This is a genomic window from Paenibacillus curdlanolyticus YK9 (assembly GCF_000179615.1).
Lineage (GTDB): Bacteria > Bacillota > Bacilli > Paenibacillales > Paenibacillaceae > Paenibacillus_T > Paenibacillus_T curdlanolyticus.
On the sequence record NZ_AEDD01000009.1, the window covers coordinates 86,397 to 109,242 of the forward strand.

At 50.6% G+C, this 22,846-nt stretch carries 23 protein-coding genes and 1 pseudogene; 3 read left to right on the forward strand and 21 right to left on the reverse strand.

Annotation, left to right across the window (positions count from 1 at the left end):
- Positions 1-124 precede the first annotated feature (124 nt).
- The 10 genes from rpsA to PAECUDRAFT_RS16675 form a co-directional block, all read right to left on the reverse strand.
- Positions 125-1,348, reverse strand: a complete 1,224-nt coding sequence (gene rpsA / locus PAECUDRAFT_RS16630; RefSeq protein ID WP_006039285.1) for a 30S ribosomal protein S1 — start codon at positions 1,346-1,348, stop codon at positions 125-127.
- Positions 1,349-1,435: 87 nt separating this feature from the next.
- Complete coding sequence (locus PAECUDRAFT_RS16635; protein WP_006039286.1) at positions 1,436-2,008, reverse strand: lysophospholipid acyltransferase family protein; 573 nt, start codon at positions 2,006-2,008, stop codon at positions 1,436-1,438.
- Between the two features lie 3 nt (positions 2,009-2,011).
- Positions 2,012-2,713, reverse strand: a complete 702-nt coding sequence (gene cmk / locus PAECUDRAFT_RS16640) for a (d)CMP kinase (RefSeq protein WP_006039287.1) — start codon at positions 2,711-2,713, stop codon at positions 2,012-2,014.
- A gap of 448 nt (positions 2,714-3,161) precedes the next feature.
- Positions 3,162-3,821 (reverse strand): flagellar brake protein, encoded by a 660-nt coding sequence (locus tag PAECUDRAFT_RS16650; protein WP_006039289.1) that lies wholly within the window; start codon positions 3,819-3,821, stop codon positions 3,162-3,164.
- A 102-nt stretch (positions 3,822-3,923) separates the two neighbouring features.
- Positions 3,924-5,261, reverse strand: coding sequence for a germination protein YpeB (gene ypeB / locus PAECUDRAFT_RS16655; RefSeq protein WP_006039290.1), 1,338 nt, complete (start codon positions 5,259-5,261; stop codon positions 3,924-3,926).
- 95 nt (positions 5,262-5,356) lie between these two features.
- Positions 5,357-5,515 carry a hypothetical protein gene (locus tag PAECUDRAFT_RS26150; RefSeq protein ID WP_006039291.1) on the reverse strand — a complete coding sequence of 53 codons (159 nt, stop codon included), beginning with the start codon at positions 5,513-5,515 and terminating at the stop codon, positions 5,357-5,359.
- An 86-nt stretch (positions 5,516-5,601) separates the two neighbouring features.
- Positions 5,602-6,294, reverse strand: coding sequence for a glutamic-type intramembrane protease PrsW (gene prsW / locus PAECUDRAFT_RS16660; RefSeq protein WP_006039292.1), 693 nt, complete (start codon positions 6,292-6,294; stop codon positions 5,602-5,604).
- Between the two features lie 42 nt (positions 6,295-6,336).
- Positions 6,337-7,593, reverse strand: a complete 1,257-nt coding sequence (locus tag PAECUDRAFT_RS16665) for a Glu/Leu/Phe/Val family dehydrogenase (RefSeq protein WP_006039293.1) — start codon at positions 7,591-7,593, stop codon at positions 6,337-6,339.
- A gap of 180 nt (positions 7,594-7,773) precedes the next feature.
- Positions 7,774-8,388 carry a genetic competence negative regulator gene (locus PAECUDRAFT_RS16670; protein ID WP_006039294.1) on the reverse strand — a complete coding sequence of 205 codons (615 nt, stop codon included), beginning with the start codon at positions 8,386-8,388 and terminating at the stop codon, positions 7,774-7,776.
- A 211-nt stretch (positions 8,389-8,599) separates the two neighbouring features.
- Positions 8,600-8,965 (reverse strand): hypothetical protein, encoded by a 366-nt coding sequence (locus PAECUDRAFT_RS16675; RefSeq protein WP_006039295.1) that lies wholly within the window; start codon positions 8,963-8,965, stop codon positions 8,600-8,602.
- A 190-nt stretch (positions 8,966-9,155) separates the two neighbouring features.
- Between PAECUDRAFT_RS16675 and PAECUDRAFT_RS16680 the strand changes: the two genes are divergently transcribed.
- Positions 9,156-10,040: a polysaccharide deacetylase family protein gene (locus PAECUDRAFT_RS16680; RefSeq protein ID WP_006039296.1), complete on the forward strand. Its 885-nt coding sequence runs from the start codon at positions 9,156-9,158 to the stop codon at positions 10,038-10,040.
- A 19-nt stretch (positions 10,041-10,059) separates the two neighbouring features.
- Here the strand turns inward: PAECUDRAFT_RS16680 and PAECUDRAFT_RS16685 are convergent, their stop codons facing one another.
- Positions 10,060-10,335, reverse strand: a complete 276-nt coding sequence (locus PAECUDRAFT_RS16685) for a hypothetical protein (protein WP_006039297.1) — start codon at positions 10,333-10,335, stop codon at positions 10,060-10,062.
- Positions 10,332-10,931: a CPBP family intramembrane glutamic endopeptidase gene (locus tag PAECUDRAFT_RS16690; protein WP_006039298.1), complete on the reverse strand. Its 600-nt coding sequence runs from the start codon at positions 10,929-10,931 to the stop codon at positions 10,332-10,334. The genes PAECUDRAFT_RS16685 and PAECUDRAFT_RS16690 overlap by 4 nt, the downstream gene beginning before the upstream one ends.
- A 171-nt stretch (positions 10,932-11,102) precedes the next feature.
- On the opposite strand from PAECUDRAFT_RS16690, the gene PAECUDRAFT_RS16695 reads away from it, so the two are divergent.
- Positions 11,103-12,020, forward strand: a complete 918-nt coding sequence (locus PAECUDRAFT_RS16695; RefSeq protein ID WP_006039299.1) for a hypothetical protein — start codon at positions 11,103-11,105, stop codon at positions 12,018-12,020.
- Between the two features lie 4 nt (positions 12,021-12,024).
- Here PAECUDRAFT_RS16695 and PAECUDRAFT_RS16700 read toward each other — a convergent pair whose 3' ends face one another.
- Positions 12,025-12,351: a rhodanese-like domain-containing protein gene (locus PAECUDRAFT_RS16700; RefSeq protein ID WP_006039300.1), complete on the reverse strand. Its 327-nt coding sequence runs from the start codon at positions 12,349-12,351 to the stop codon at positions 12,025-12,027.
- A 305-nt stretch (positions 12,352-12,656) separates the two neighbouring features.
- Between PAECUDRAFT_RS16700 and serA the strand changes: the two genes are divergently transcribed.
- Positions 12,657-14,249 carry a phosphoglycerate dehydrogenase gene (gene serA / locus PAECUDRAFT_RS16705; RefSeq protein ID WP_006039301.1) on the forward strand — a complete coding sequence of 531 codons (1,593 nt, stop codon included), beginning with the start codon at positions 12,657-12,659 and terminating at the stop codon, positions 14,247-14,249.
- 232 nt (positions 14,250-14,481) lie between these two features.
- Here serA and PAECUDRAFT_RS16710 read toward each other — a convergent pair whose 3' ends face one another.
- From PAECUDRAFT_RS16710 to PAECUDRAFT_RS16745, 8 genes and pseudogenes are all read right to left on the reverse strand, one after another.
- On the reverse strand, positions 14,482-15,930 hold the full coding sequence (locus PAECUDRAFT_RS16710; protein ID WP_006039302.1) for a HAMP domain-containing sensor histidine kinase: 1,449 nt from the start codon (positions 15,928-15,930) through the stop codon (positions 14,482-14,484).
- A 3-nt stretch (positions 15,931-15,933) separates the two neighbouring features.
- Positions 15,934-16,650: a response regulator transcription factor gene (locus tag PAECUDRAFT_RS16715; RefSeq protein ID WP_006039303.1), complete on the reverse strand. Its 717-nt coding sequence runs from the start codon at positions 16,648-16,650 to the stop codon at positions 15,934-15,936.
- Between the two features lie 39 nt (positions 16,651-16,689).
- Complete coding sequence (gene ccsB, locus PAECUDRAFT_RS16720) at positions 16,690-17,949, reverse strand: c-type cytochrome biogenesis protein CcsB (RefSeq protein ID WP_006039304.1); 1,260 nt, start codon at positions 17,947-17,949, stop codon at positions 16,690-16,692.
- Positions 17,946-19,583 carry a cytochrome c biogenesis protein ResB gene (resB, locus tag PAECUDRAFT_RS16725; protein WP_006039305.1) on the reverse strand — a complete coding sequence of 546 codons (1,638 nt, stop codon included), beginning with the start codon at positions 19,581-19,583 and terminating at the stop codon, positions 17,946-17,948. Before resB ends, ccsB begins: the two co-directional genes overlap by 4 nt.
- A gap of 36 nt (positions 19,584-19,619) precedes the next feature.
- Positions 19,620-20,147 carry a redoxin domain-containing protein gene (locus PAECUDRAFT_RS16730; RefSeq protein WP_006039306.1) on the reverse strand — a complete coding sequence of 176 codons (528 nt, stop codon included), beginning with the start codon at positions 20,145-20,147 and terminating at the stop codon, positions 19,620-19,622.
- A 728-nt stretch (positions 20,148-20,875) separates the two neighbouring features.
- Positions 20,876-21,560 (reverse strand): annotated as a pseudogene (locus tag PAECUDRAFT_RS26435) (pseudouridine synthase); the annotation flags it as partial.
- Positions 21,561-21,670: 110 nt separating this feature from the next.
- On the reverse strand, positions 21,671-22,195 hold the full coding sequence (locus PAECUDRAFT_RS16740; protein WP_006039308.1) for a spore maturation protein: 525 nt from the start codon (positions 22,193-22,195) through the stop codon (positions 21,671-21,673).
- Between the two features lies 1 nt (position 22,196).
- A complete protein-coding gene (locus PAECUDRAFT_RS16745) occupies positions 22,197-22,841 on the reverse strand; it encodes a nucleoside recognition domain-containing protein (RefSeq protein ID WP_006039309.1) in 645 nt (214 codons plus the stop codon).
- Between the last annotated feature and the right edge of the window lie 5 nt (positions 22,842-22,846).

Here is a 22,846-nt window from a genome sequence, read left to right on the forward strand (position 1 = left end):
CACAATGAAAGCGAAGCATAACCCCAACCGCAGCTTAAAACAAAACAAGCCTGCAACTAGCTTTCGCTAATGGCAGGCTTGTTTCTATTATCGTACCTTATGGCCCATGGCCAAGGGAAGGAACTTATTTAAATTTGCTCAGCTTATCGCCGAAACGCTCGCCGAGCGTGAAGCTCAGGCTTTGGTTATTTGCTGCGATTGCTGCACTATGGTCTTCTTTTGGCGCACGTGCCGGACGCTCAGCGCGCGGAGCTTGCTCCGGAGCTTCTTCTGTTTCCTTGATGGACAAGGATACACGTTTTTGCGCTGGGTTGAAGTCAAGGATCTTAGCTTTAACTTCTTGACCTTCTTTCAACACTTCATGCGGCGTAGCTACATGGCGGTGTGCGATTTGCGAAATGTGTACGAGGCCTTCAACGCCTGGCGCGATTTCGATGAATGCACCGAAATCAACGATACGACGAACCGTACCCGTAACGATATCACCTGTATTAAAGCTATTGATTGCGGAATCCCAAGGACCTGGTTGCGCAGCTTTCATGCTGAGGCTGATTTTGCCAGCGGCAGGATCAACTTTCAACACTTTAACACGTACCGATTGGCCTTCAGAAACGGCATCTTTCGGATGTGCAACATGCTGCCACGAGATTTCGGAAACGTGAACAAGGCCGTCGATGCCGCCGATATCGATGAATGCACCGAATGGCGTCAGGCGTTGTACCGTACCTTCAAGCTCTTGACCTGGCTCAAGCGAAGCAATGATCTTTTGTTTATTCGCTTCGAAGTCTGCTTCCAGCACTTCTTTAGCGGACAGGATTACTTTGTTGTTCTCGCGGTCAATTTCTTTCACTTTGACTTTGATCGAACGGCCTTTGTAATCCGAGAAATCTTCAACGAAGTGACGCTCTACCATCGATGCCGGAATGAAGCCGCGTACGCCAACATCCGCTACGAGACCGCCCTTCACAACATCAGCGATAACAACGTCGAATGCTTCGCTGTTGTCGAATTTAGCTTGCAGTTCTTCCCATGCTTTCTCGCCATCGATTGCGCGTTTGGAAAGCACGAGCTTTTCTTTCTCGTCGTCGATGCTAACAACTTTCAGTTCAACCTCTTGGCCAACTTGAACTGCTGTAGCAGCGTTGTCGAGCTGTACCGACGACAGCTCACGCAGCGGAATCACGCCGTCATATTTATATCCAAGGCTAACCGTAGCTTGGTTGTCTTCGATTTTGACGATCGTGCCTTTAACCGTGTCGCCCTTCTTCAAGGACACAAAGTTGTCCAAGGCGTCCTGGCTGATCGTTTCCGCAGCTGTGGTTTCTTCAATCTTCGTTTCTTCTGACATTGAAAATAACCTCCTCAATTCATACCCCAACATTTATTTAAACCTGCCCGCCCTGGTTGAAACAGGACGAAACACAGCGTTTAAAACTTATTTTTTTCGCAACGAGCGAATATCGCTCATTATGCGTTCAGTCACTCGTTCCAGCGCATCCGTTGATGGTTCTGCAATAATATCAGATAAATCCACTGGCGGACCATATCGGACGATCATTTTACGAAAAAGTTTATAATTGCCCTCGATGTATACAGGAACGATTGCTGCACCGCTTCGCAGAGCAATCATCGCTGCGCCCTTCTTGCCTGCATCGCCTGTGCTCTTGCGCGTCCCCTCTGGGAAAATGCCCATCATGCCGCCGTTATTAAGGAGCTCAATCGAAGACCGAATCGACTCCTTGCTGACACCGCCGCGCTTGACAGGGAATGCGCCGCACTGGCGAATCACCCAACCAAACAAAGGGATGTCAAACAACTCCGCCTTTGCCATGAAGTTAACCTTACGCTTAAGCTTTATTCCGATCGTAGGCGGATCGAGTACGCTTAAGTGATTGGAAGCTAGAATGACAGGGCCACCCGTAGGCACATGCTCCCGCCCTACCGCTTCCAATCGGAACAAGAGCCCATATAGAAGGCGCAGCAATGCGCGACAAAAGATATATACCATAGTTTACTTCGCCTCCGCCAATTTGGTTCTACTTAAATTGACGATGTTGTCCGCAACCTGTTCAATCGTCATCGACGTGCTGTCCAATACGATCGCATCCGGCGCACAAACAAGCGGCGAAATCTCTCGTTCTTGATCTTTACGGTCACGCTCGGCGATCTCATGCTCAAGCTGCTCAAGCGTAATGCCATCTCTACCATCGAGCTCTTTGAATCGCCTCAGCGCGCGCTCTTCCACCGTAGCTGTCAAATAAACCTTCAATTCTGCGTCTGGCAGCACATGAGACCCTATGTCACGGCCATCCATAACGACGCCTTTGCCTCGTGCAAGCTGCCGCTGCATGGCCACGAGCCGAACTCGCACCCGCTCTACAGCTGACACCTGCGATACGTTAAGCGTGACCTCGCGCGAACGAATGTCGATAGTTACGTCACATCCGTTCAATAGGACGACCTGTCCCGCAGAAGATGGTTGAAGTGAGATTTCGATACTTTCGGCATGCTGGCTTAACTGCATGCGATCATCTGGCGAGATGCCGCTTCGCAATGCGCTCAGCGTAACCGCACGATACATCGCCCCAGTATCTATGTAGATATAACCTAATGTTTCGGCGACTGAACGAGCTACTGTGCTCTTGCCAGCTCCCGCGGGTCCGTCGATCGCGATGTTGATCCGTTCCCGTCCGCCGTCTTGTTGCGATAACAACTGCGAACCCCCCTACTGAGATCAGCCTCACGACAACTACCGCTGCTCCCGTTTTCCTGTCAAGAAAAAAGCAGGCTCAGCCTGCGAACGTGAAAATTATACCACACTACATTCTTCAATGCAAAGCTCGCACCCCTTGCTTAAAGGGCATTCCTTCTAGTCTTTCCGCGCTTGTCGCGTGTTGTCGGACGAGGTCGAACCGTAGCAGCATTTGAGATAAAATCGTTATCACCAACAGGCTAAGAACGATATTTCGCAAGACTCGACTTACATCTTCTGACAATTTACACTGTTTATCGGATTGATTTCGCGTTGTACTTTTGACAATGCTGTGACGCTTATTACTCATATGCCTGCTGCATTTAAAAAAACGGTCCATCCTGCGTCTTCCTCCCTGATTTTGGCGGATGGACGTAGGATTTCCCGTTCGTCGGTTTTTATTCGCGTCTTATCTGTGACGGAACTCTAATTGCCGCTCAAAGCAATAACGAATGATCTTTTGCCGCTCAAAGTCAGGCATGTCAACGTATTTGGTCATGACATGCGAGCGACCTGTAGTAAGCTGATTTGCACGTACAATCTCTGCTTTGAAGGAGGCATGGTCAATCGTGCCATTCTTATAAGGCAGCAGCAGCCAGCATTGAATCGAGCAGCCTTGCTCCAGTTGCCATGAACCTTCGCATATAAAGGAAATCCCTCCACCGCCCACATCATCGGTGAGCGTAGTGAATCGATCCCCGTTCGATGTTAATACGGCGACCTCAAGCTCTGCTGCTACGCGCAAATAATGGCGACGCTGCGTTCTCGTGATCGCTTGCGGCTCTGGCTTTTGAATGCGAATAAGCTTGATTGAATCTTCCTCAAACCCTGTAACATGCGTATTGAAATAATGTTTGACGCCGTTCTCGGTTATGAATAGAATCGACAGCTCATCGCCCAGCAACAATCTCTTGTAATGGCCTGTCGCCTCGTGGAGAGGCAATTCAATAAATAAATTGTCGCCGCGGTCATCTGCGATCCGGGATTTGTATTCAAATTTAGGCTCTTCCGCAGCTTCAACCGAGGAAGCAATCTGGATATGTAAGATCTGATTAATTATTGGCAGCAAACGGCTCCCCTCCCATACGGTGATTATATCACGTCGCATGGTGGGGAGCTATATCGAAACGCGCGGTTGCTGTCGAAAATTCAGTGCTCCCGCAGCGGTATTTTAACGCAATTCCGGTGTTTGCTCGATCGATTCCTCAATGCCGGTATCCGCGTTAATGTAAAGCTTATACTCTTCTTTGTTGATCTTGCCGGTGAACTCATAGCAAAGCGCCTCTTCGCCCATATCGTTTAATATAATCGCCATTTTTTCTGACGATATTTTCATCGCTGGGTTTAATGCTGCCCTTGCCTGCGCTTTGGATATTTTGGCTTTAGGAATCGTCCGCTTATGGTCCTCATAAACAAAGTCAGACGCTTGTATGGCTAGCGGATCGCCGTTATCCAGCGCCACTTTAACGGTAAGCTTCTCCGGATAAATCACAACGCCATTTTGCGTCGCTGCATAGGTAAACACGCCTTCATTGCCGTAATCATCAAAGCTGACTGGCACCATTCCTTTATAGCCGTGTTCGCCAAGGAACTTGTCTGCATGTTTTTTCGCCTGTTCGAACCCTAACTTCTTTTCCCCTATTTCCCTAGGATTCATGTACCAAATCAGCTTGCCGCCTTTTTGCGTGAAGTCCAGCTCGATGGTGTGGTTTTTCTTCTCTTCGATCGTCGCTGAATAGGATGCGTATTCCGTCCCCTGCCCATTCTCGACCACGCGAATATTCGCATCGGATTTCAGCCCTAAAAATTCCGCCGTTTTCTTTTTAATGTCTTCAGGCGTCATCATTTTGCCGCTGAGCATTTTGACCGTCCGTTTCTGATACATGCTTGCAACGGATGGGCCCCAGTTGATTTCGGGATATTCGCTAACCTTTTTATCAACTGTCTTGAAGCCATCGATAATCGTGTTGTCTCGCGTTGATTTCTCAGAAGCAAGCGCCACTTCAACATCCATCCAGCGCAAATTGTTTTGAAGCACCTTTTGCTGCATCGCCTGCAGGTTTTTCGAGATTTCCTCCGAGTTGTCATATAGCGTTTTCATCGTCTTAAATTCATCGTCCGTCAACGGGTTCTTCGATAGGTCGCGAACAGCCGTCTTATAGGCAAAGTTGGATATCCGCGAAAGGAACTCCTCCGTCGTATTGAAGGGAAGAAGCGTCAGCGGCAGCTGATTCACTTCATTTTGCGCCTCGCTCGTCAGTCGCCATACGTTAACCAGCCCCTTGCGATGATACGCTTGCGACTTCGAGTTTACCGCTAACGTGTTGCCCAACTGCTGATGCACCTGTTCAACATGATAGCTCAAATCATGGAATGCCCTCTGATACTGATTTTCCGCCTTAATCAAGATCGAGTTCTTCTCTTGATGCTCCTGATAACCCCAATAGAATGATCCGATGCACAGCAACGCAAGGATCGGAAACATTACCGCGCTTAGCCTTCTATACATAACAAAAAGCTCCTTTCTGGTCCCAAACCTGACGTTAGTTTGGTTTACCGAAAGAAGCTTTATTCACCGCTATAGCCTATATTTGCCGATCAACCTCAAACCAGCTGCTCCTCAATCTCAAAATCGTCCAGATTGTTGCAGATGCATTGCTTAAATCCGGTATCGATCTTTTCCTTCTCCCGTTTGCCGCGCAGCACGAACTTTTCCCCGCAAACGTTGCAACGGATCCTAACCTTGACACGCTGACCTAACATGAATCCATTCCCTCCTGGCTCATCCCATTCCCTCACTACGAAGTCTTTCGCTGCAAGTCTTATGGTCACCAGTATAGACCGATCAGCTATAGTTTAATCTCGTCCTCGCGCGGCAGCAGCCGAAACGGCGATCGATTATTCGCCCTCTGCATATTCCGCAAAGCCCATATCCACATAAACGCCATGAACGGAGGGATAATCCACATCCACACATGCGCAAACGCAAGCAATATCCAGTCATACAGGCCATGGAAGAGAATAGGCAGTGTAAGCGACAAAATCAAATAAGGCTTGACTCGTTTGGCGGACGCAAACTTGGCTTTGCCCATGTAATACCCCATCGTAATGCCGAACAAGGCGTGGCCGGATACCGGCAACAGCGCTCTAAACATTAGCGTTCCGAAGCCCGAAGGCTGCATGAGTGCATACAGCACATTTTCTAAAGTAGCAAATCCTAGTGAAATCGACGCTGCATAAACGATTCCGTCATACGGCTCGTCGAATTCGGTGTGATTATAAATAATATGATAGAGGACGAACCATTTGATACATTCTTCGACCAATGCAGAGAGGCCAAACGCAGTAATAAACTGGTGATCCCCCCACCAGAGCTCGACGCCGCGCTGGAGAATCATAATGGGAAATAAGATGAGAACGCCGATAAAAAACATGCGAACGACCATATGAATCGGTTCGGTATCGTACTTATCCTTCAAATAAAGATAGGTGAGAAGAAAAACGCCCGGCGCAATCGCCGCAGTCAATACCGAAAAAAGCATCGTATCCTCTCACCTCTCCTTCTCTGCGTTGTTTTGTTATTGTTATACCCAGCCGCGGAACCGTACGGCTTCCGCCATTTTGCGAACACCCGACATGTAAGCTGCCAGCCTCATATTCACGCCTCGGGACTGGTGAAGCTCATAGACTTGTCGAAACCCCTTGCGCATCATCCACTCCAGCTTCGTATCGACTTCTTCTTCTGACCAATAATAGCCCTGATTATTTTGTACCCATTCAAAATAAGATACAATCACCCCGCCAGCGCTTGCCAGCACATCGGGAATGAGCAATATGCCCCGTTCCGTCACGATGCGGGTCGCTTCCAGCGTCGTAGGCCCGTTCGCCGCCTCCACAATGATTCGAGCTTTAATCTTGGGCGCATTCATTTCAGTGATCTGATTCTCTATTGCAGCCGGAACAAGCACATCGCAGTCCAATTCCAGCAGTTCTTCATTCGAAATGGTTGTCTTAAACAAGTTGGTCACGGTGCCGAACGAATCTCGCTTATCTAGCAAATCAGGGATATCCAACCCTTCTTTATTATACAACGCCCCGTTCACATCGGAAATACCGATTACGACCGCGCCGGCGTCATGCATAAATTTGGCTAGGTAGCTTCCTGCATTGCCAAAGCCTTGCACAACTACGCGCGCGCCCTTCAGCTCAATTCCTTTAGTCCGAAGCGCTTCATGAATCATGATAGCAACTCCGCGGGCAGTAGCGGTTTCCCTGCCCCGCGATCCACCGAGCACAAGCGGCTTGCCCGTAATAAATCCAGGAGAATCAAACTCGCGAATACGGCTGTATTCATCCATCATCCACGCCATAATTTGCGAATTCGTCATGACATCAGGGGCCGGAATATCCTTGTTCGGACCAACGATTTGGCTTACGGCGCGCACATATCCGCGGCTCAGAAGCTCCAGCTCGCGAAAGGACATTTTGCGAGGATCACATATAACGCCACCCTTGCCCCCGCCGTAAGGAAGGTCTGCAATACCGCATTTGAGGCTCATCCAGATCGAAAGCGCTTTGACTTCATGCTCATTTACGTCAGGATGGAATCGAACGCCGCCTTTGGTCGGGCCGACCGCATCATTATGCTGGGCGCGATAGCCAGTAAACACGCGGGTGTTGCCATCGTCCATTCGAACAGGAATCCGTACGGTTAGAATCCGCATCGGTTCTTTAAGCAGCTCAACCATACTATCGCTGTAGCCGAGCTTCTTCAGCGCTTGCTCAATCACGATTTGGGTCGACAATAGTACATCATGCTTCTCCGGTGTTGGCGTAGACATAGTGGAAGAACCCCCTAAAGGTATGCTGATCTGGCGTAGGTCAAAACAGCTCACCGTTCAGTATGGACCTTGCATCCCCCTGCTATTCCATCATAATGCATGACAGGCTTGCTGCGATAGAATAAGAAAAAGCATCCTGCGCTGCTTCATCGCGCAAGATGCTCTCTATACCGATCTAGCTTAAAATGTAAAGTGTTTGCACAATTCGCGAACGGCGCCCGCGTTAATAATCGTTTTGCCGTATTCCTCAAGCACTGCTTCCGTAACGGAAGTCGCCTCGCCAAATTCGGCCAGCAATGCAATAAGTGCGTTATGCCTTGTAGAATCAATAAGCGAAGGGTCAAGCGCCAGTATATATTTGCCATTATAGGCAAACAATCGGCCATCCTCGGTCAATTCGGATTGCTGTAGCCGACGACAGACCGCAAGCACATCCTCAAAGTCTCGGAAAGCGTACATCACGATGTCGCTTTGTTCCAGCGTAACTTCCATTTCGTACACGTCCTCGTCCGCATCTTCATCATCATGTACGGAATCGTCAGCGTGCACGTTCAGTTTGCCGCGGGTAACAATTACAACCATACCCTGAGCCGGGAGTGCGAACACTTCAACGGCAAGTGGACCGCTGGCTTCGAACCCGAGTTCGGAGTGAGCCTGATCCATCATCTCGCTGAATAGCTCATTCACCTTCGGGATTTCCCGCCACATGTCCTCCTTCTGAATGCCCCGCTCCAGTAGGTCGTCGAACGTCAGAAATATACGAATTTTGTCTTGACTCAGCCGTTCGATTTTCATGACAGGATCCTCCTCTGCAGCATCTGTTATAACAAGGTATGAGAATGCCAATGATGTGTGATACCATCATGCCACATACCTATGTTACCATGTCCGCCCGGGGAATGCACTATCGCCGCACAAAAAAGGAACGATCCTTCGCTAACTTTCTCGCAATGGATTCGTCCCTTACTGAAAATTGAAACTTATTCAGAAACTGCTGCGATCGGGGTTAATGCGTTTTCGTTAATGATGCTGCAGCGCTCGCGTCGTTCTTGCTCCCAGCTGACGCCATAATCGCTTCCGTCTCCCGCTTCAGCTCGGGATCGCTCTCAACGAGCGCGCCTAACTGCTTCCAAGCTTCTGCGGTACTGTCTGCGGAAGCGGCTGACGGCTTTGGGGCAGCGTGCGCAGCTCCCTTGCTCCACTTGGTCATCTTGCGCTCTACGACCTTGCTGATCATCCGATTTTTGGCAGACGACATCATATCTCCAGCTGCATCAACAGCCCACGCTGCCAAGCCGGGGCGCTTGCGCGCCGCGTACATGGCCGCTGCCATGCCAAGCAAGCCGCCAACGATAAATCCGCTCATTTTCATAATGCTGCAGCCTCCTCAAAGTCATTCTGGATTCCGTTCTTAGTGTGCGCTTCGATCGCTTCGGCATGCTCGTGAAATACAGGAAAACGTGCATACATTCATCGCAATGAAATATGATACAATGGATGGCATGCTTCTATTATGAAGCACTACCACCATTCCATTATCTTGCCAGACGGAGGTCCTCCCCATGAATCGCATGCTAAAAGCAGCAATCCCGCTTACACTAGCTGTGGCGCTTTCCGCTTGCGGATCGACTGCCAAATCCACTGAAGAGAAGCAAGGCAATCAGCCAGCAGCTACATCACAACCGGCAGTCAAGCCAGCAGCGCCAACTACGACCGATCCCGTCTCGCCCGCCAAACCAACGGATAAGACAACGCCAAGCGAGGATCATCCCGACCAGACGAAGCCTGCCACCTCGCAGCCGGTTATTTTATATAAGATGAATAAAGTGTACCGCTTCGTACCGATCGACAAGCAAAAAACGACGGACAAGGTCGTGCTTTTGACGTTCGATGACGGCCCAAAAGAGCTGGAGCAGCTCACGAGCATGCTGGATACGCTTGATAAGCATAAAGCGAAAGCGATTTTCTTCGTAAATGGATATCGCGTCAAACAGCATCCTGAATTGCTTAAGCTGATCCATGACCGCGGCCAAACGATCGGCAACCATTCCTGGGATCATATCGACCTAAAAAAAGAAACGAAGGAAAAGGTCGAGCAGCAGGTTGGAGACGTTAGCGCGAAAGTAAAAGAATTAACTGGCGACGCGCCTAAGTTTTTCAGGCCGCCGTTCGGTTCAGGCAATGATACCGTCAAATCGATTGTCAAAAATAACGGCATGCTCTACATGACGTGGTCCAACGGCTCCCTCGACTGGGATTCCTCTACCAAGGATAAGCCTGATAAGGTCATTGCCAACGTATTGGAGCAGCTCCATCCTGGCGCCAACATTTTAATGCATGAGCTGCCATGGACGGCAAAAGCGCTCGACGAGCTGCTTACGAAGCTCGAGGGCAAAGGATACGGCTTCATTGACCCTGCCACGATCGATACCGATCTGGGCCGATAACTAAACAGGGTTATCCCTGTCAGGAAGGCGCAATGGTACGCTTCCCGAACAAGAATAACCCTACGATTAGAATAATAAATAACAAGAAAAGTGCTTGGTAATATAATCTCGCGGTCTGCTGCTTATTCGACGGATGCTTCTTCCGTCTAGGCGGCAGGCCGCTTTCTGCATCATCGCTAATAAGTTCCGCCTCGGCTTCCACGCGGTCTCGGCGCGCGCGCGTACGTGCTCTTCGCTCCTCCGGCTGGACGGCCGGCGCTGCATTCCGTCTGCCGAATTTTTGAATGCGGCTCATGCTTCCTCATCCTTCCGCAACCGGATGATAAAGCCCATGATCGCATCGACTAAGAAATGCGTTATGATAGGGGCCCAAAGCGTGCCTGTCTGGATGTAGATCCAACCAAGCCCATAGCTGATCGAAAACACAAGCCCCGTCGGAATCCAGTGCCGCAAGTACCGGACATGAATGGCTGCGAATATAATACTTGTCCAATACGGGCCGATCGCATGCTGGATTGCGCCCCGGAAAAGCATTTCCTCGCATACCGATACAACGAACGAAATGACGAGAATATGCCAGATGGGCCGGCGCTTAAACAATCGGTCGTTAATTCCGCCATCATCTGAGGCTTCCTCGGGCACGAATTTGGAGATGAGCAGATCGACGACAAGAACCGCAGCAGCCAAACCAAGACCGTACATCCAATATTCAGAGCCTTCCGGCAGATTTAATAAACGAATTGGATTTCTATGCTGAAATAAAATCCATACAATACCGATAATAAGGGTAACTGCCTGCGTAAGATACAAATTCATGAGCAAAAGCCTGTCGTCGATTTGATCAACCGAGACTTGCCGGAATTTGATTTTTTTTAGATCAAATTTTTTCATTCCCTACCGCCTGTCCACATTCATTGTATTCCAATTTGAATCCGTATCGCCTATACTTATACCACATAATTTGATTTCGACATCATTCGAATGATAGTTAATGGAATTATACATAAATTATTATTTTTTATCGCAGTAATTCCTATTATACATAGAGAAGGGGATTCTTTAATGAGTAAAAAATTATCTAGAACCGAAATGTTAATGACGCTCGGCTTTCTGTTCATGCTAGTCTGCGCAGTTGGCTCCTTCTTCGTTGGCTATCGGGTTGGCTCCGATCGCACGACCGCAAATTTTGAAGCGCAAAAACAGCTTGAGAGCAAGCCGACAACAACAGGCACGTTCCAGCAACAGGATCTAGTTTCGTTCTATCATACGATCTTCATGCCATATCGTGAATTTCAAAATGAATGGCTAACCGCGATGGATCGCGCCAATACGAAACAAACGAGCGATTTCCCAACGGAGTTCAAGCGTCTCTCGACACTAGCTCAACAAAAATTCAATGAAATTTCATCCGTGTCAACTCAGCATGCAACCTTGCTTGAGCAATCCCAGCAGCAGCTGCTCAAAAGCCTGGCATCGTTCCAAAGCGTATCAAAGCGGCTGTCAGGCAATAACGATGATGCGTCCGTTGCGCAGCTGATGACTGCTTTGAAGAAGGACAGTGATTATAAAGCCGCTGTCGCCAAGTCGCTTCAGGGACACCAGTCCTACTATGAGGCTATGCTCAAATGGAGCGCGACAATCGATGCGGACATTCCGAGCGCGATTAAAATGCCGAACTCGCTTTCGATTTCCGAATGGAAAAAAATGCCCTTAATCGTCAAGAACAAGCTGAGCGCCGATCTGGTAGCATCCGCAGGCAAGGTCGTCGGCTACTACCCGCAAGACTTGACGAGCCGAATTGATGAATTCATCAATTCAGGCCAAGCAAACAAGCTGAACATGCGCCTGATCGGCCCGATCGCGGAATTGCTTGCGGACACGAAGGCCGTTCGCGGCGGCGATTTCCAAAACAGCATGGGAAGGCTGTACGCCAATCAGCTGCTTCCGCAACTGCCATTCTTCCTGCCTGAGGACAAATAACGATTTAATCGTATTGAAATCCTTGAATAGCGGCTACTTCGGCAATACCTCCAGCGATGTTGAGGTGCGCCGAGTAGCCGTTTTCTTGCATATAGTTGCATACAGCGACACTTCTTACCCCATGTGCGCATAAAATGTACAAGGCCTCTTCTTTGGACAACGTGCTTAGCATGCTTTGAAATTGGCTCATCGGGACATGACGCGTACCTTCAAGGTGGTAATACGTCCATTCCTCCGCTTCTCGCACGTCAATAATCTGCTCGGGCTTCACGCGCCCGTCTTCAAGCAAGGCGATCAGCTCGCCGGCCGTAATGTCTTCCCATCGTTTCACGCAGTTTCCCCCTCATCAGCAATGACTGAATCATAACGAAAAATTCACAGGTCGGCAAGTTTCGGCATTGCAATCCTACAGCCGTTTGCTATAAAATAGTAGACGTTATGACTATATGCAAAAATACCCGTCAATCGGACAAATTTCGTCCCGCTGCTGCACCACGGTAACGGGGCGATGTTTTTTAGCAGATGTCCGGGCGCGTAACTTGATGTCGAATGACTCCTTCTGGAGTTTTTCCTACATATTCACTTTAGCAATACAGCACTTCGTTTTTTTACGATCAGACAGGAGGCAATTAGCACATGTTTAAAGTGTTAGTATCGGATCCGATTAGTGATCTTGGCATTCAGCAGCTCGTGGACGCTGCAGACGTTAGCGTCGACAAAAAGCCTGGATTGAGCGAGGACGAGCTCGTAGCCATCATTGGCGAATATGACGCCCTTCTCGTTCGCAGCCAAACGCGCGTTACGGCTCGCATCATGGATGCAGGCAAGCAACTGAAAGTCGTTGGACGTGCAGGCGTAGGCGTAGACAACATCGACCTCGAAGCTGCAACGCAACGCGGCATTATCGTAATCAATGCGCCAGACGGCAATACGATTACGACTTGCGAGCACACGTTTGCAATGATGATGGCAGTCGCTCGCCACATTCCGCAGGCTTACCTGAAAACGGTTGGCGGCGAATGGGACCGCAAATCGTTCCTCGGCGTAGAGCTGCGCAACAAAACGCTTGGCGTTATGGGCATGGGCCGTATCGGCAGCGAAGTTGCTAAACGTGCTAAAGCTTTCGGCATGAACATTCTCGGCTACGATCCGTTCCTTACGGAAGAACGTGCTGCAGAGATGGGCATCAAGCTCGCTTCTGTTGATGACATCGTGCGCAATGCTGACTTCATGACGGTTCACACGCCGCTCACGCCAGAAACGCGCCACATGATTTCGAGCAAACAATTTGAAGTTATGAAAAAAGGCATGCGCATCGTAAACTGTGCACGCGGCGGCATCATCGACGAGCAAGCGCTCGTAGAAGCTGTTGACCAAGGCATCGTTGCAGGCGCTGCATTCGACGTATTCGAAGTGGAGCCGCCAGCTGCTGACCATCCGTTCCTGACGCATCCGAAAATCATCGTAACTCCGCATCTTGGCGCATCGACGGTGGAAGCGCAAGAGAACGTTGCAATCGACGTATCGGAGCAAGTTCTTCACATTCTGCGTGACGAGCCGTTCATCAATGCGGTGAACATGCCTCCAATCCCTGCAAATGTGCGCAAAATCCTTCAGCCTTACTTCACGCTTGGCGAGAAGCTCGGCAACTTCGTTTCCCAAATGACGGACGGCGCAGTAAAAGAGATCGTCGTTAGCTATTCCGGCGACCTCGCAGAGGTAGATACGCAGCCACTGACGCGCTATATTACTCGCGGCGTACTCGCTCATCACCTTGGCGCAGATCAAGTTAACGTCGTTAACTCGATGCACTTGGCTAAAGAGCGCAGCGTGAACATCGTCGTTAATAAAACGCATGTCGCAAAAGACTTCACGAACCTCGTTACCGTAACGCTTCGTTCTTCCAAAGAAGAGCGCACAGTTGCAGGTACGCTGTTGACAGGCTACGGTCCTCGTATCGTCCAAATCGACAGCTACCCGGTTGACGTTGCTCCAGAAGGCAACCTGATCCTCATCTCGCATAACGACAAGCCAGGCATCATCGGCCGTGTTGGTACGCTGCTCGGCAGCAATGACGTCAACATCGCTGCGATGCAAGTAGGCCGTAAGCTCGTCGGCGGCGCAGCGATCATGGTTCTGACGGTAGACAAAGGCGCAGCGAAATCGGTCATCGAAGAGGTAGCACAACTCTCTGACCTGAACAGCGCAAAAGAAATTCATCTCGTTTAAGGCATAATGCCTTAACGTTAAAGCCCCCCGTAGAACGGACATCTGTTGACAGATGTCCGCGCTGCGGGGGGCTTGTTTTTTATCCAAACAAAAGTGAGAAAGCTGAACATGCATGCCGCATGTTTGGCCGCCAGATAGCCGTATGCCTGACGCATAATTGACATGCAATGTTCCACGTTGAACAAGATTAGTCCCTCTTTTCCAACAAAAAAAGCGCTCCAGAGTAGGAGCGCTATGACACCGGACGATGAGAATCGACAGGTAACAACAAAGTAAATGTTGTCCCCTTACCAACAAGGCTATCGACATGGATATGGCCCTCATGGCTCTCGACGATATTTTTGACGATGGCAAGTCCGAGTCCTGTTCCGCTAGATGAACCGCGTTTACGCGACTTATCGGCTTTATAGAACCGTTCGAAGATATAGGGCAGATCCTCTGCCGGGATACCCTCTCCCTCATCCTTGATCTGAAGCTCCACATAGGCAGGCTCGCTTCGCCCGAGCTCCTCTGCTCGCATTTTGCCCGAAACGGTAATGACTGCCCCAGCCGGCGTATGCCGCAGCGCATTGTCCAACAGATTCGTTAACACTTGCTCCAGTCTGTCCTCATCAGCGCTTTCCATAAACAAATGCTGCTCGGGCAGTTCGCAAACGAGACGTATATCGCGTTCCTTCGCGAAGGTTAAGAATTTGCGATGAACACGCTTGACCAGATTATCGATGTCGCAAGGCATCAGCTTAAGCTCGGTATGCCCCGCTTCCATTCGCGCGAGATCAAGCAAGTCTTTGACAAGGCGCCCCATGCGAACCGATTCGTCATGAATGACCTGTACGAGCTCATCGCGTTCCTCTGGGGAATCTGCGAAGCCGTCGAGAATGGCTTCGCTGTACCCTTGCAGCATCGACAACGGCGTTCGTATCTCATGCGACACGTTCGCTACAAAATCCCGTCTCAGCTTCTCCAGCTTGAACTCCTCTGTAACGTCTCGCATAACCGCTACTGCACCGCGGACCGATTCATCTGACTTTAGGGGCGCCATAACGACAGACCATACGCCATTGCGCACATTAATTTTGCTGCTGCTGTCTATGCCATCAATAATTACGCGGCTGTACAAGTCTCTAAGCGGTCCTGGCACGCCCGTCAGCTTCGCTTCCTCGTCCTCCCAGTCCAACCGATTCCACTTCTCGATCAGCTTCTCGCCTGGCGGATTCGACATCGTCACCGAGCCTTCCGCATCGAAGGTGACAACCGCATCCGACATGCTTCGCAATATGCTGGACAGATGGTCCTTCTCATGATTCAAGTCTTTAATCAACGAGTCGAGATCGCCAGCCATTCGGTTAAACGCATGCGCCAAATCCCCGATTTCATCCAATGAACGTATCGGGACGCGCGTACGATAATTACCCATTGAAATGGAAGCAGCCGCTTTCTTCATCTCAATCAGCGGCTGCGTAATTTTGGAGGACAAGAAGAAGGCGAAGAACGTCGATAATAAAAACCCGATTATGCCCGTAACGACGAACAATACTTTAACTTGATGAGAGGTTGTGTTGTCTCGGAAATTGACATCGATATATTGCAGCAGGAACATGCCCAATATAAGCAGAACAACGGCTACAAGCACGATAATCGTCATCCAGAGCTTACCAACTACGCTTCGCCATAGCTTCATGGATTACTTGGTCACCTCAAGCTTATACCCGACTCCCCAGACTGTCGTAATCATGGAAGCCGCCTCAGGCGATACTTTGTTCAGCTTCTCGCGAAGCCGCTTGACATGGGTATCTACCGTCCGGAGATCGCCGAAAAACTCATAATTCCATACATCCTTCAGCAGTTCCTCTCGGGAGAACACCTTATCAGGCGATACGGCCAAATAATGCAGCAGCTCGTATTCCTTCGGCGTAAGGCTGACCTCTTGACCGCCTGCAGATACGCGATGCGCGTCGTGCTCGATCACAAGATGCGGAAGCACGATATTATTGCTCGAATTCGCTTCCTTCGTCAGAAAAGCGGTAGCGGATGAGCGGCGCAGAATCGCTTTGACGCGGTAAATGACTTCGCGCGGGCTGAAGGGCTTCACGACATAATCGTCTGCGCCAGCCTCGAATCCCTGCACGCGATTCATTTCCTCTCCCTTCGCCGTCAGCATGATGACAGGCGTAGCTTTCACTTGGCGCAGCCGCGAACATACCTCGACGCCATCGATGCCTGGGAGCATGACATCCAGCATGATTAAATCATAATCCTTGCCTGCGGCCATGCGAAGAGCAGTCTCGCCGTCCTCTGCTTCTTCGATTTCATAACCTTCTTTTTCGAGGTACATTTTCAACAATCGGCGAATCCGTTCTTCGTCGTCTACGACCAATATGCGATGCGCTGGTTCCGTCATGAAACATACCCCTTTGTATTCAAAATTGAAGCGTCAGCGTTATACGCCAGCGTACGAGTGAAGTCCCGCAATAATCAGGTTGACGCCGATCAGCGTAAACCAAACGATAACGAAACCGATAACCGCAAGCCATGCTGAACGGTGGCCCTGCCAGCCGCGCGACAGGCGGAAATGCAAATATACACTGTAATATAACCAGGTAATTAACGCCCATACTTCCTTCGGATCCCAACCCCAGAAGCGGCCCCATGCTTCTTGTGCCCAAATCATAGCGAAGATTAGCGCGCCAAGCGTGAAGACCGGGAAGCCGATCGCGATTGCGCGATAGCTGATTTCATCCAAGTCGTTGGGGTTAACCCCGTCCATATGCGGAGAGATCACTGCCCCGAGCGGCTTCCGGAATATTAAGCGCAGCAGTCCGTATAAAATTGAACCCGCAATTATCGACCAAATAACGGTATTCAATTTACGTCCTGCATTAATGCCGTTCATCCAGGATGGCGTTTCTAGCAGCGGTTTGTTCATGCCCAAGAACGAATCCATCGAAACGACTTCACTATTGTAAGGCTTGAAAATCGGCGGAAGCGAATAAGTAACTTCCTCTTGCGTTGTATTCGTTTGCCCTGCCGAATCGACGCTCACATTTTCTTGCGTGAAGTGCGCTTCATAGCCCGCGCCGCGGAAGGAGAATACGATCGCGATAAATCCGACTACAACTACGATTACGTACATCGTAAATTCGATCCAACGCTGCTCTTTGCGCGCTTTCGCATCTTTACGCGTGTAATCGACTACGCGGAGCAGATACATCAGGCCAGCAGCAAAGCCGACTGCGAAGAAGGCTTCGCCAAGCGCTGCTGTCGTCACGTGAATTTTGAGCCAGTACGAGTTCAAGGATGGGATAAGCGGCTGCACGTCCTTCGGAAATACCGATGCATATGCGACGATAATAACCGTAAGCGGCGTTGCAAACATCCCGAGTATCGGCTTCCGGTAAATCGCGTATATGATCGTGAAAGCGATCATAATGGCCATAGACAGGAAGGACATGAATTCATACATGTTACTCGTCGGAATCTGTCCGCTTCCGTACCAGCGGGTGAAGAAGTAGACAAGCTGGGCACCTAACCCAACCGATGAGACGGTGAAGGCAATGCGCCCCCATTTTTTCGTATGCGTCTTCGATTCACGATTGCTCCACTTGCTGCCTGCAATCGCAATCACATAGAACATGAAGGCGAAGCAGTATAATGCGAATGCTACCAAATAGGCATTGCCACTAAAGTCTACCCAATTCACGAATTATAACCTCCGTTGTCCAGCGCGTCCCGCTCGACAGATATGCCCATTCGCTGAAGCGCCCATTCCACATCGGATCGCATCCCAAAATGGTTTTTATTCGTATGCGCGCCCAGCGACAGAATACCGTCATCGATGCGCAGCCAAATCCTGCGGTGATGCCAATATGCACCCATTAACAAGCCGAGCATACAAATGCCAAGCCCAATCCATACGAACGTAAGCGCCGTGTCGACACGAATGAGCAAGTAGCTCGTATACGTGCTGAACGATACGTTCTCCATGCCTTCAACGCGGATTTCGAGCTTCGAGGAAAGATCATGGTTGATCTTATCTTGGCTGAAGCGCTGCTTGTCCTTTTGTAATGGGAAATACATATAAGGCTCGCCGGAAGGATCTAACCCTGGTCCTTTGATCATGAAAATAAATGCCGGCGATTTCGGATCGCGCGACAGCGTTACCGGGTCCCCTTGCTCATTGAGCGCAAATTCCATGTAATTCGCTTTCAAAAACAGCGTATACGGCCCAACCTCAATTGTCGTTTTCGGATTTTTCATCGGCAATTCAAAAGGCCCGTACGTCTTGCCGTTCACTTTGTCTTCGATAATTGGCTTGACGCTCTTCAGCAGAGGCACATCGTCATATCCGATTTGGAAAATCGTAACGCCCTTATACGACATCGGATGGTTGACGATAATGTCATGCGCTTTTACCTGCTCGAGCTTAGGCTCGACGCCCGGCAGATCGCATTGGCTGACGCATTTGTACAGCACCGCCTGCGTTTTATAAAGCTTCGGCCTTACTTGCTCCTTCAATCGATCCGGGAGCTCGTTCTTGTTGTAGAACTCGATCGTGAACTTCTCATTCTTGACATAATACTCCGTATCCGGAATTTGAACGGTTTCGCCATCCCTTACGGCAATCGTTTGCTCCATTTTCCAATCGGGTATCGTCCTTGCCAATAGAGCGAGCAGCAGCACAATAAGTCCGATATGGTTAATGTAAGGGCCCCAGCGGCTGAAACGGTTTTTCTCGGCCAGCAGCGCGCTGCCGTCAGTATGTACGCGATAACGGCGTTTTCTCAAATGCTTCTCAAGCGTTGCTACCCATTCCTTCGGATCGCCATCGATTGGTCCGCTGTACACCGTTTTCTGCCGATTGATGAATTGCAAATGCTTGCGAATCTGCTGCTTGTTCAGCGCGCGATACAACGGCAAAACGCGGTCCAAGCTGCAAATCACGAGCGATGTGCCAATCATAACGAGCAGCCCGACGAACCACCATGAGTCATACATGGTCGACAATCCGAGTTTGTCGTACAGTTCTCCGCTCCAGCCGTAATGCTCAGCGTAATAATCGGCTGACTTCTCCTGCGGATAGATCGTCCCGACAGCCGCGCCGAGCAGCGTTATAAGAATGAGATAAATCGCAATTTTGACCGAGGAGAAGAAGCTCCAAACCTTGTCGAGCAAGCTCTGATTGCTTTTCTGCGAACGCCTGGCAATGCCGTCATAACGCATTTCAAGCGGCTCGTTGGATTCCTCCACTTCCATTTGCGGCTTTCCGCACGACTCGCATAAGAGCGTTTCGGGCGGATTTTGATGACCGCATTCGCACTTCGTGTTCTGAAACAAAGGGTGAAGCCTCCTTATGAATGGTCCGATCCGACACTACGACTGCAATAACCGCTCGATTCGATCGTCAATATCCTTCTCCGTCATCCCGCCGACGAAAATATCCATTATCGTGCCATCGGGTTTCACAAAGAATGTCGTAGGGTATTGTTCTAACCCATACTTTCGTTCGATCACACGGTTCGCATCGCGCAGAATCGGGTAAGATAAGTTGCGCTCACCAACAAACGTTTGGACGGTCAAGTCATCCTCGCTTAAGTTAACCGCCAAAATGTTGAGCGACTTATCGCCCCACTTGTCATACTGCCGTTGAAATTCAGGCATTTCCTTCACGCATGGCGGGCAAAATGATCCCCAGAAATTAACGACGACCGCTTTTCCCTTGTAGTCCGACAGTTGATGCGACTGCCCCTTCAGGTCAAGCAGCGTAAAATTAGGCGCTTGTCCGCCGATTTCCGGCCTGCCGTCGCCAGACGCAAACAACGCCTTGCCGATCGCATATCCGCCGAGCAGCAAGACGCCTAGCATAATCACGATCTGTACCGGTTTCCGATACTTTCCCAAGCCTATCACCTCTAGTTCGTCGCGTAACCGTATTCTTCCTCATTATAACGAAAATTCGACGGCATTGAGAAATGCCGTCGACGATTATTTATGAATTTTATGTGACCTTCTGCCGCCCGATGTCGACGGTCGACCCGATGGACGCTCGGTCGTCCACTCCGAAGAACGCGAGGCGCCTCGGCCTGCTGGACGTTCTGAGCTGCGGCCTGTATTGCGTCCTGCATTTCGGCCCGCAGCACTTTCTCCGCTGCGGCTAGCGCCAACCGAACGTTCGCTGCCGCGGCCCGTTGAGCGGTCGTTAACGCGCGCTCCCGCTCCCGTACCCGTTTTACCTGCGGAAGCGGACGGCCCTTTAGCCGGACCTTTGCCTGCTGAACGGCTGCCTGCTCTAGTTGAAGAGCTAACGCCAGCGGAAGGCTTGCCCTTCCCTTGCGTTGCAGCAGCTGCTCCAAGCACCGATTCCGCATAAGATTGCCGTGATCGTTTGCCTTTGCGCGAGCCCGTCGTCGCCGCCGCATTCGAAGCCTGCTTCGAGCGGAATGGCTTGCGTCCCGTTTCGCTGCCGCCTTCCTTTTGGCCGTTCGAATGGTTTTTGTCCCCGGATGCAGTCAAATGCTTCGGCTTCGGCTTAGGCTTCCATTCCGGCTTCGTTGCCGGTTTGCCTGATGGCACATAGCTCGACTTGCCTTCAGCCTTGGCGGCTTCCTGCAACAGCTCCTGTACCTCATGCGGCTTCAATGGACGCCATCCGCCCCGCTTCAGGTTTTGTAAGCCGAGCTCCCCGAACTTCACCCGCTTCAATCGAATAACTGGATGGCCAATCGCATCAAACATCCGCCGAACCTGACGATTGCGTCCTTCGTAGATCGTAATGCGGATCGTCGATTCCTTGTCCGAAGGCTCGATATCCTGGTACTCAACCTCAGCCGGGGATGTCATGCCATCCTCCAGCTCTATCCCTTTGCGAAGCTTATCCAGCTTGTCGCCATGCGGAACGCCTTTCACCGTGGCCCAATACGTTTTGGGAACATGATGCTTCGGATGCGTCAGCAAATTGGCGAACTCGCCATCGTTCGTAAGCAGCAAAAGTCCTTCCGTATCGTAATCGAGTCGCCCGATCGGATATACGCGTTGCTTAATGCCCGTCAAGAAATCAGAGACGACCTTGCGGCCTTGCGGGTCGCTAGCGCTCGTAATAACGCCTTTGGGCTTATTCAACATAATATAAAGCTTGTTCTCCGACACGATTGGCTTCCCGCCTACCGTAATAACATCTTCCTCTGGGTCGGCTTTCGCCCCGAGCGTCGTCACCGGAACCCCGTTCACTTCCACTTGTCCGGAGATGATGAGCTCCTCGCATTTGCGCCGCGAAGCAATGCCTGCCTGCGCTAAAATCTTTTGTAAACGTTCCAACTTTTTCACCTCAATCTCCATATTAACTTTAAGCAAGCAAAAGCACAAGTTCAGCTATGGCGCCAAAGCGGGCCATCATTGAACTTGTGCTTGAAAGTCGTCGCAACCAATTAGCCAAATAGAATCAAACAAACCGCTATAGATGCGGCGAAGCCTACCAGGTCAGAAAACAGTCCCACCTTGAGCGCATAGCGGGATTTGCGAATGCCGACTGCGCCAAAATAAACAGTGATGACGTACAGCGTCGTGTCTGTGCTCCCCTGAATGGTAGAAGCAATGCGGCCAATCATCGAATCCGGACCGAAGGTTCGGATCAGATCGGTCGTATAAGCAAGCGACCCTGCGCCTGTCAGCGGCCGCAGCAAGCCAAGCGGCAGCACCTCAGCCGGAATGCCTAGCGCGGCCACGAGCGGCTTGAAGGCCGATAACAGCAGATCCATTGCGCCGGATGCCCGAAACATGCTGATCGCAACCATCATCCCTACGATATGCGGGATAATGCCGATTGCCGTTCCGAAGCCCTCCTTCGCGCCTTCGACGAACGTTTCATAGACGGGAACCTTACGAAATGCAGCATATAAAGGAATAAATACGATAAGTGCCGGGATCATCCACACCGATAAAGCCGAGAGCATGTTAACCAACCAACTCACCCTTTCCGGCGCTCGGCGAAGCCGGCGCAATAGGCGGTGCAGGCGGCCGGCGTAGCGCTCGGCTGCGATACCATCGGTCCGCTGCGATTGCAGCTACGGTGGCAACTGCCGTCGCCGCAATCGTGGAACCGACGATTTCGGCTGCGTTGGCTGATTCATATTGGAGCCGAATCGCGATTAACGTAGTCGGAACGAGCGTAATGCTGGACGTATTCAATGCCAACAGCGTGCACATCGCTGGCGTTGCGGTTTCTTTGTCAGGGTTAAGCTTCTGCAGCTCTTGCATCGCCTTGATGCCCATCGGCGTTGCGGCGTTGCCCAGTCCAAGCAAATTCGCCGCCATATTGCTCATGATATAGCCGAGTGCCGGATGCTGGCGAGGCACGTCGGGAAACAGAAATCGCACGATTGGTCCCAGCATGCGCGACAGCACGCGCAGCAGTCCGGCGTCCTCGCCAATTCGCATTAATCCCAGCCAGAAGACGAGGATGCTGATTAAGCCAAAGCTTACGGTAACCCCGGTTTTCGCACCGTCGAACGCAGCTTCTGTGACGGCATCCAGCCGCCCTGTCACTGCTGCGGAGACGACGCTGGCAACGATCATGAACAACCAGATCCAATTCACCATAACAG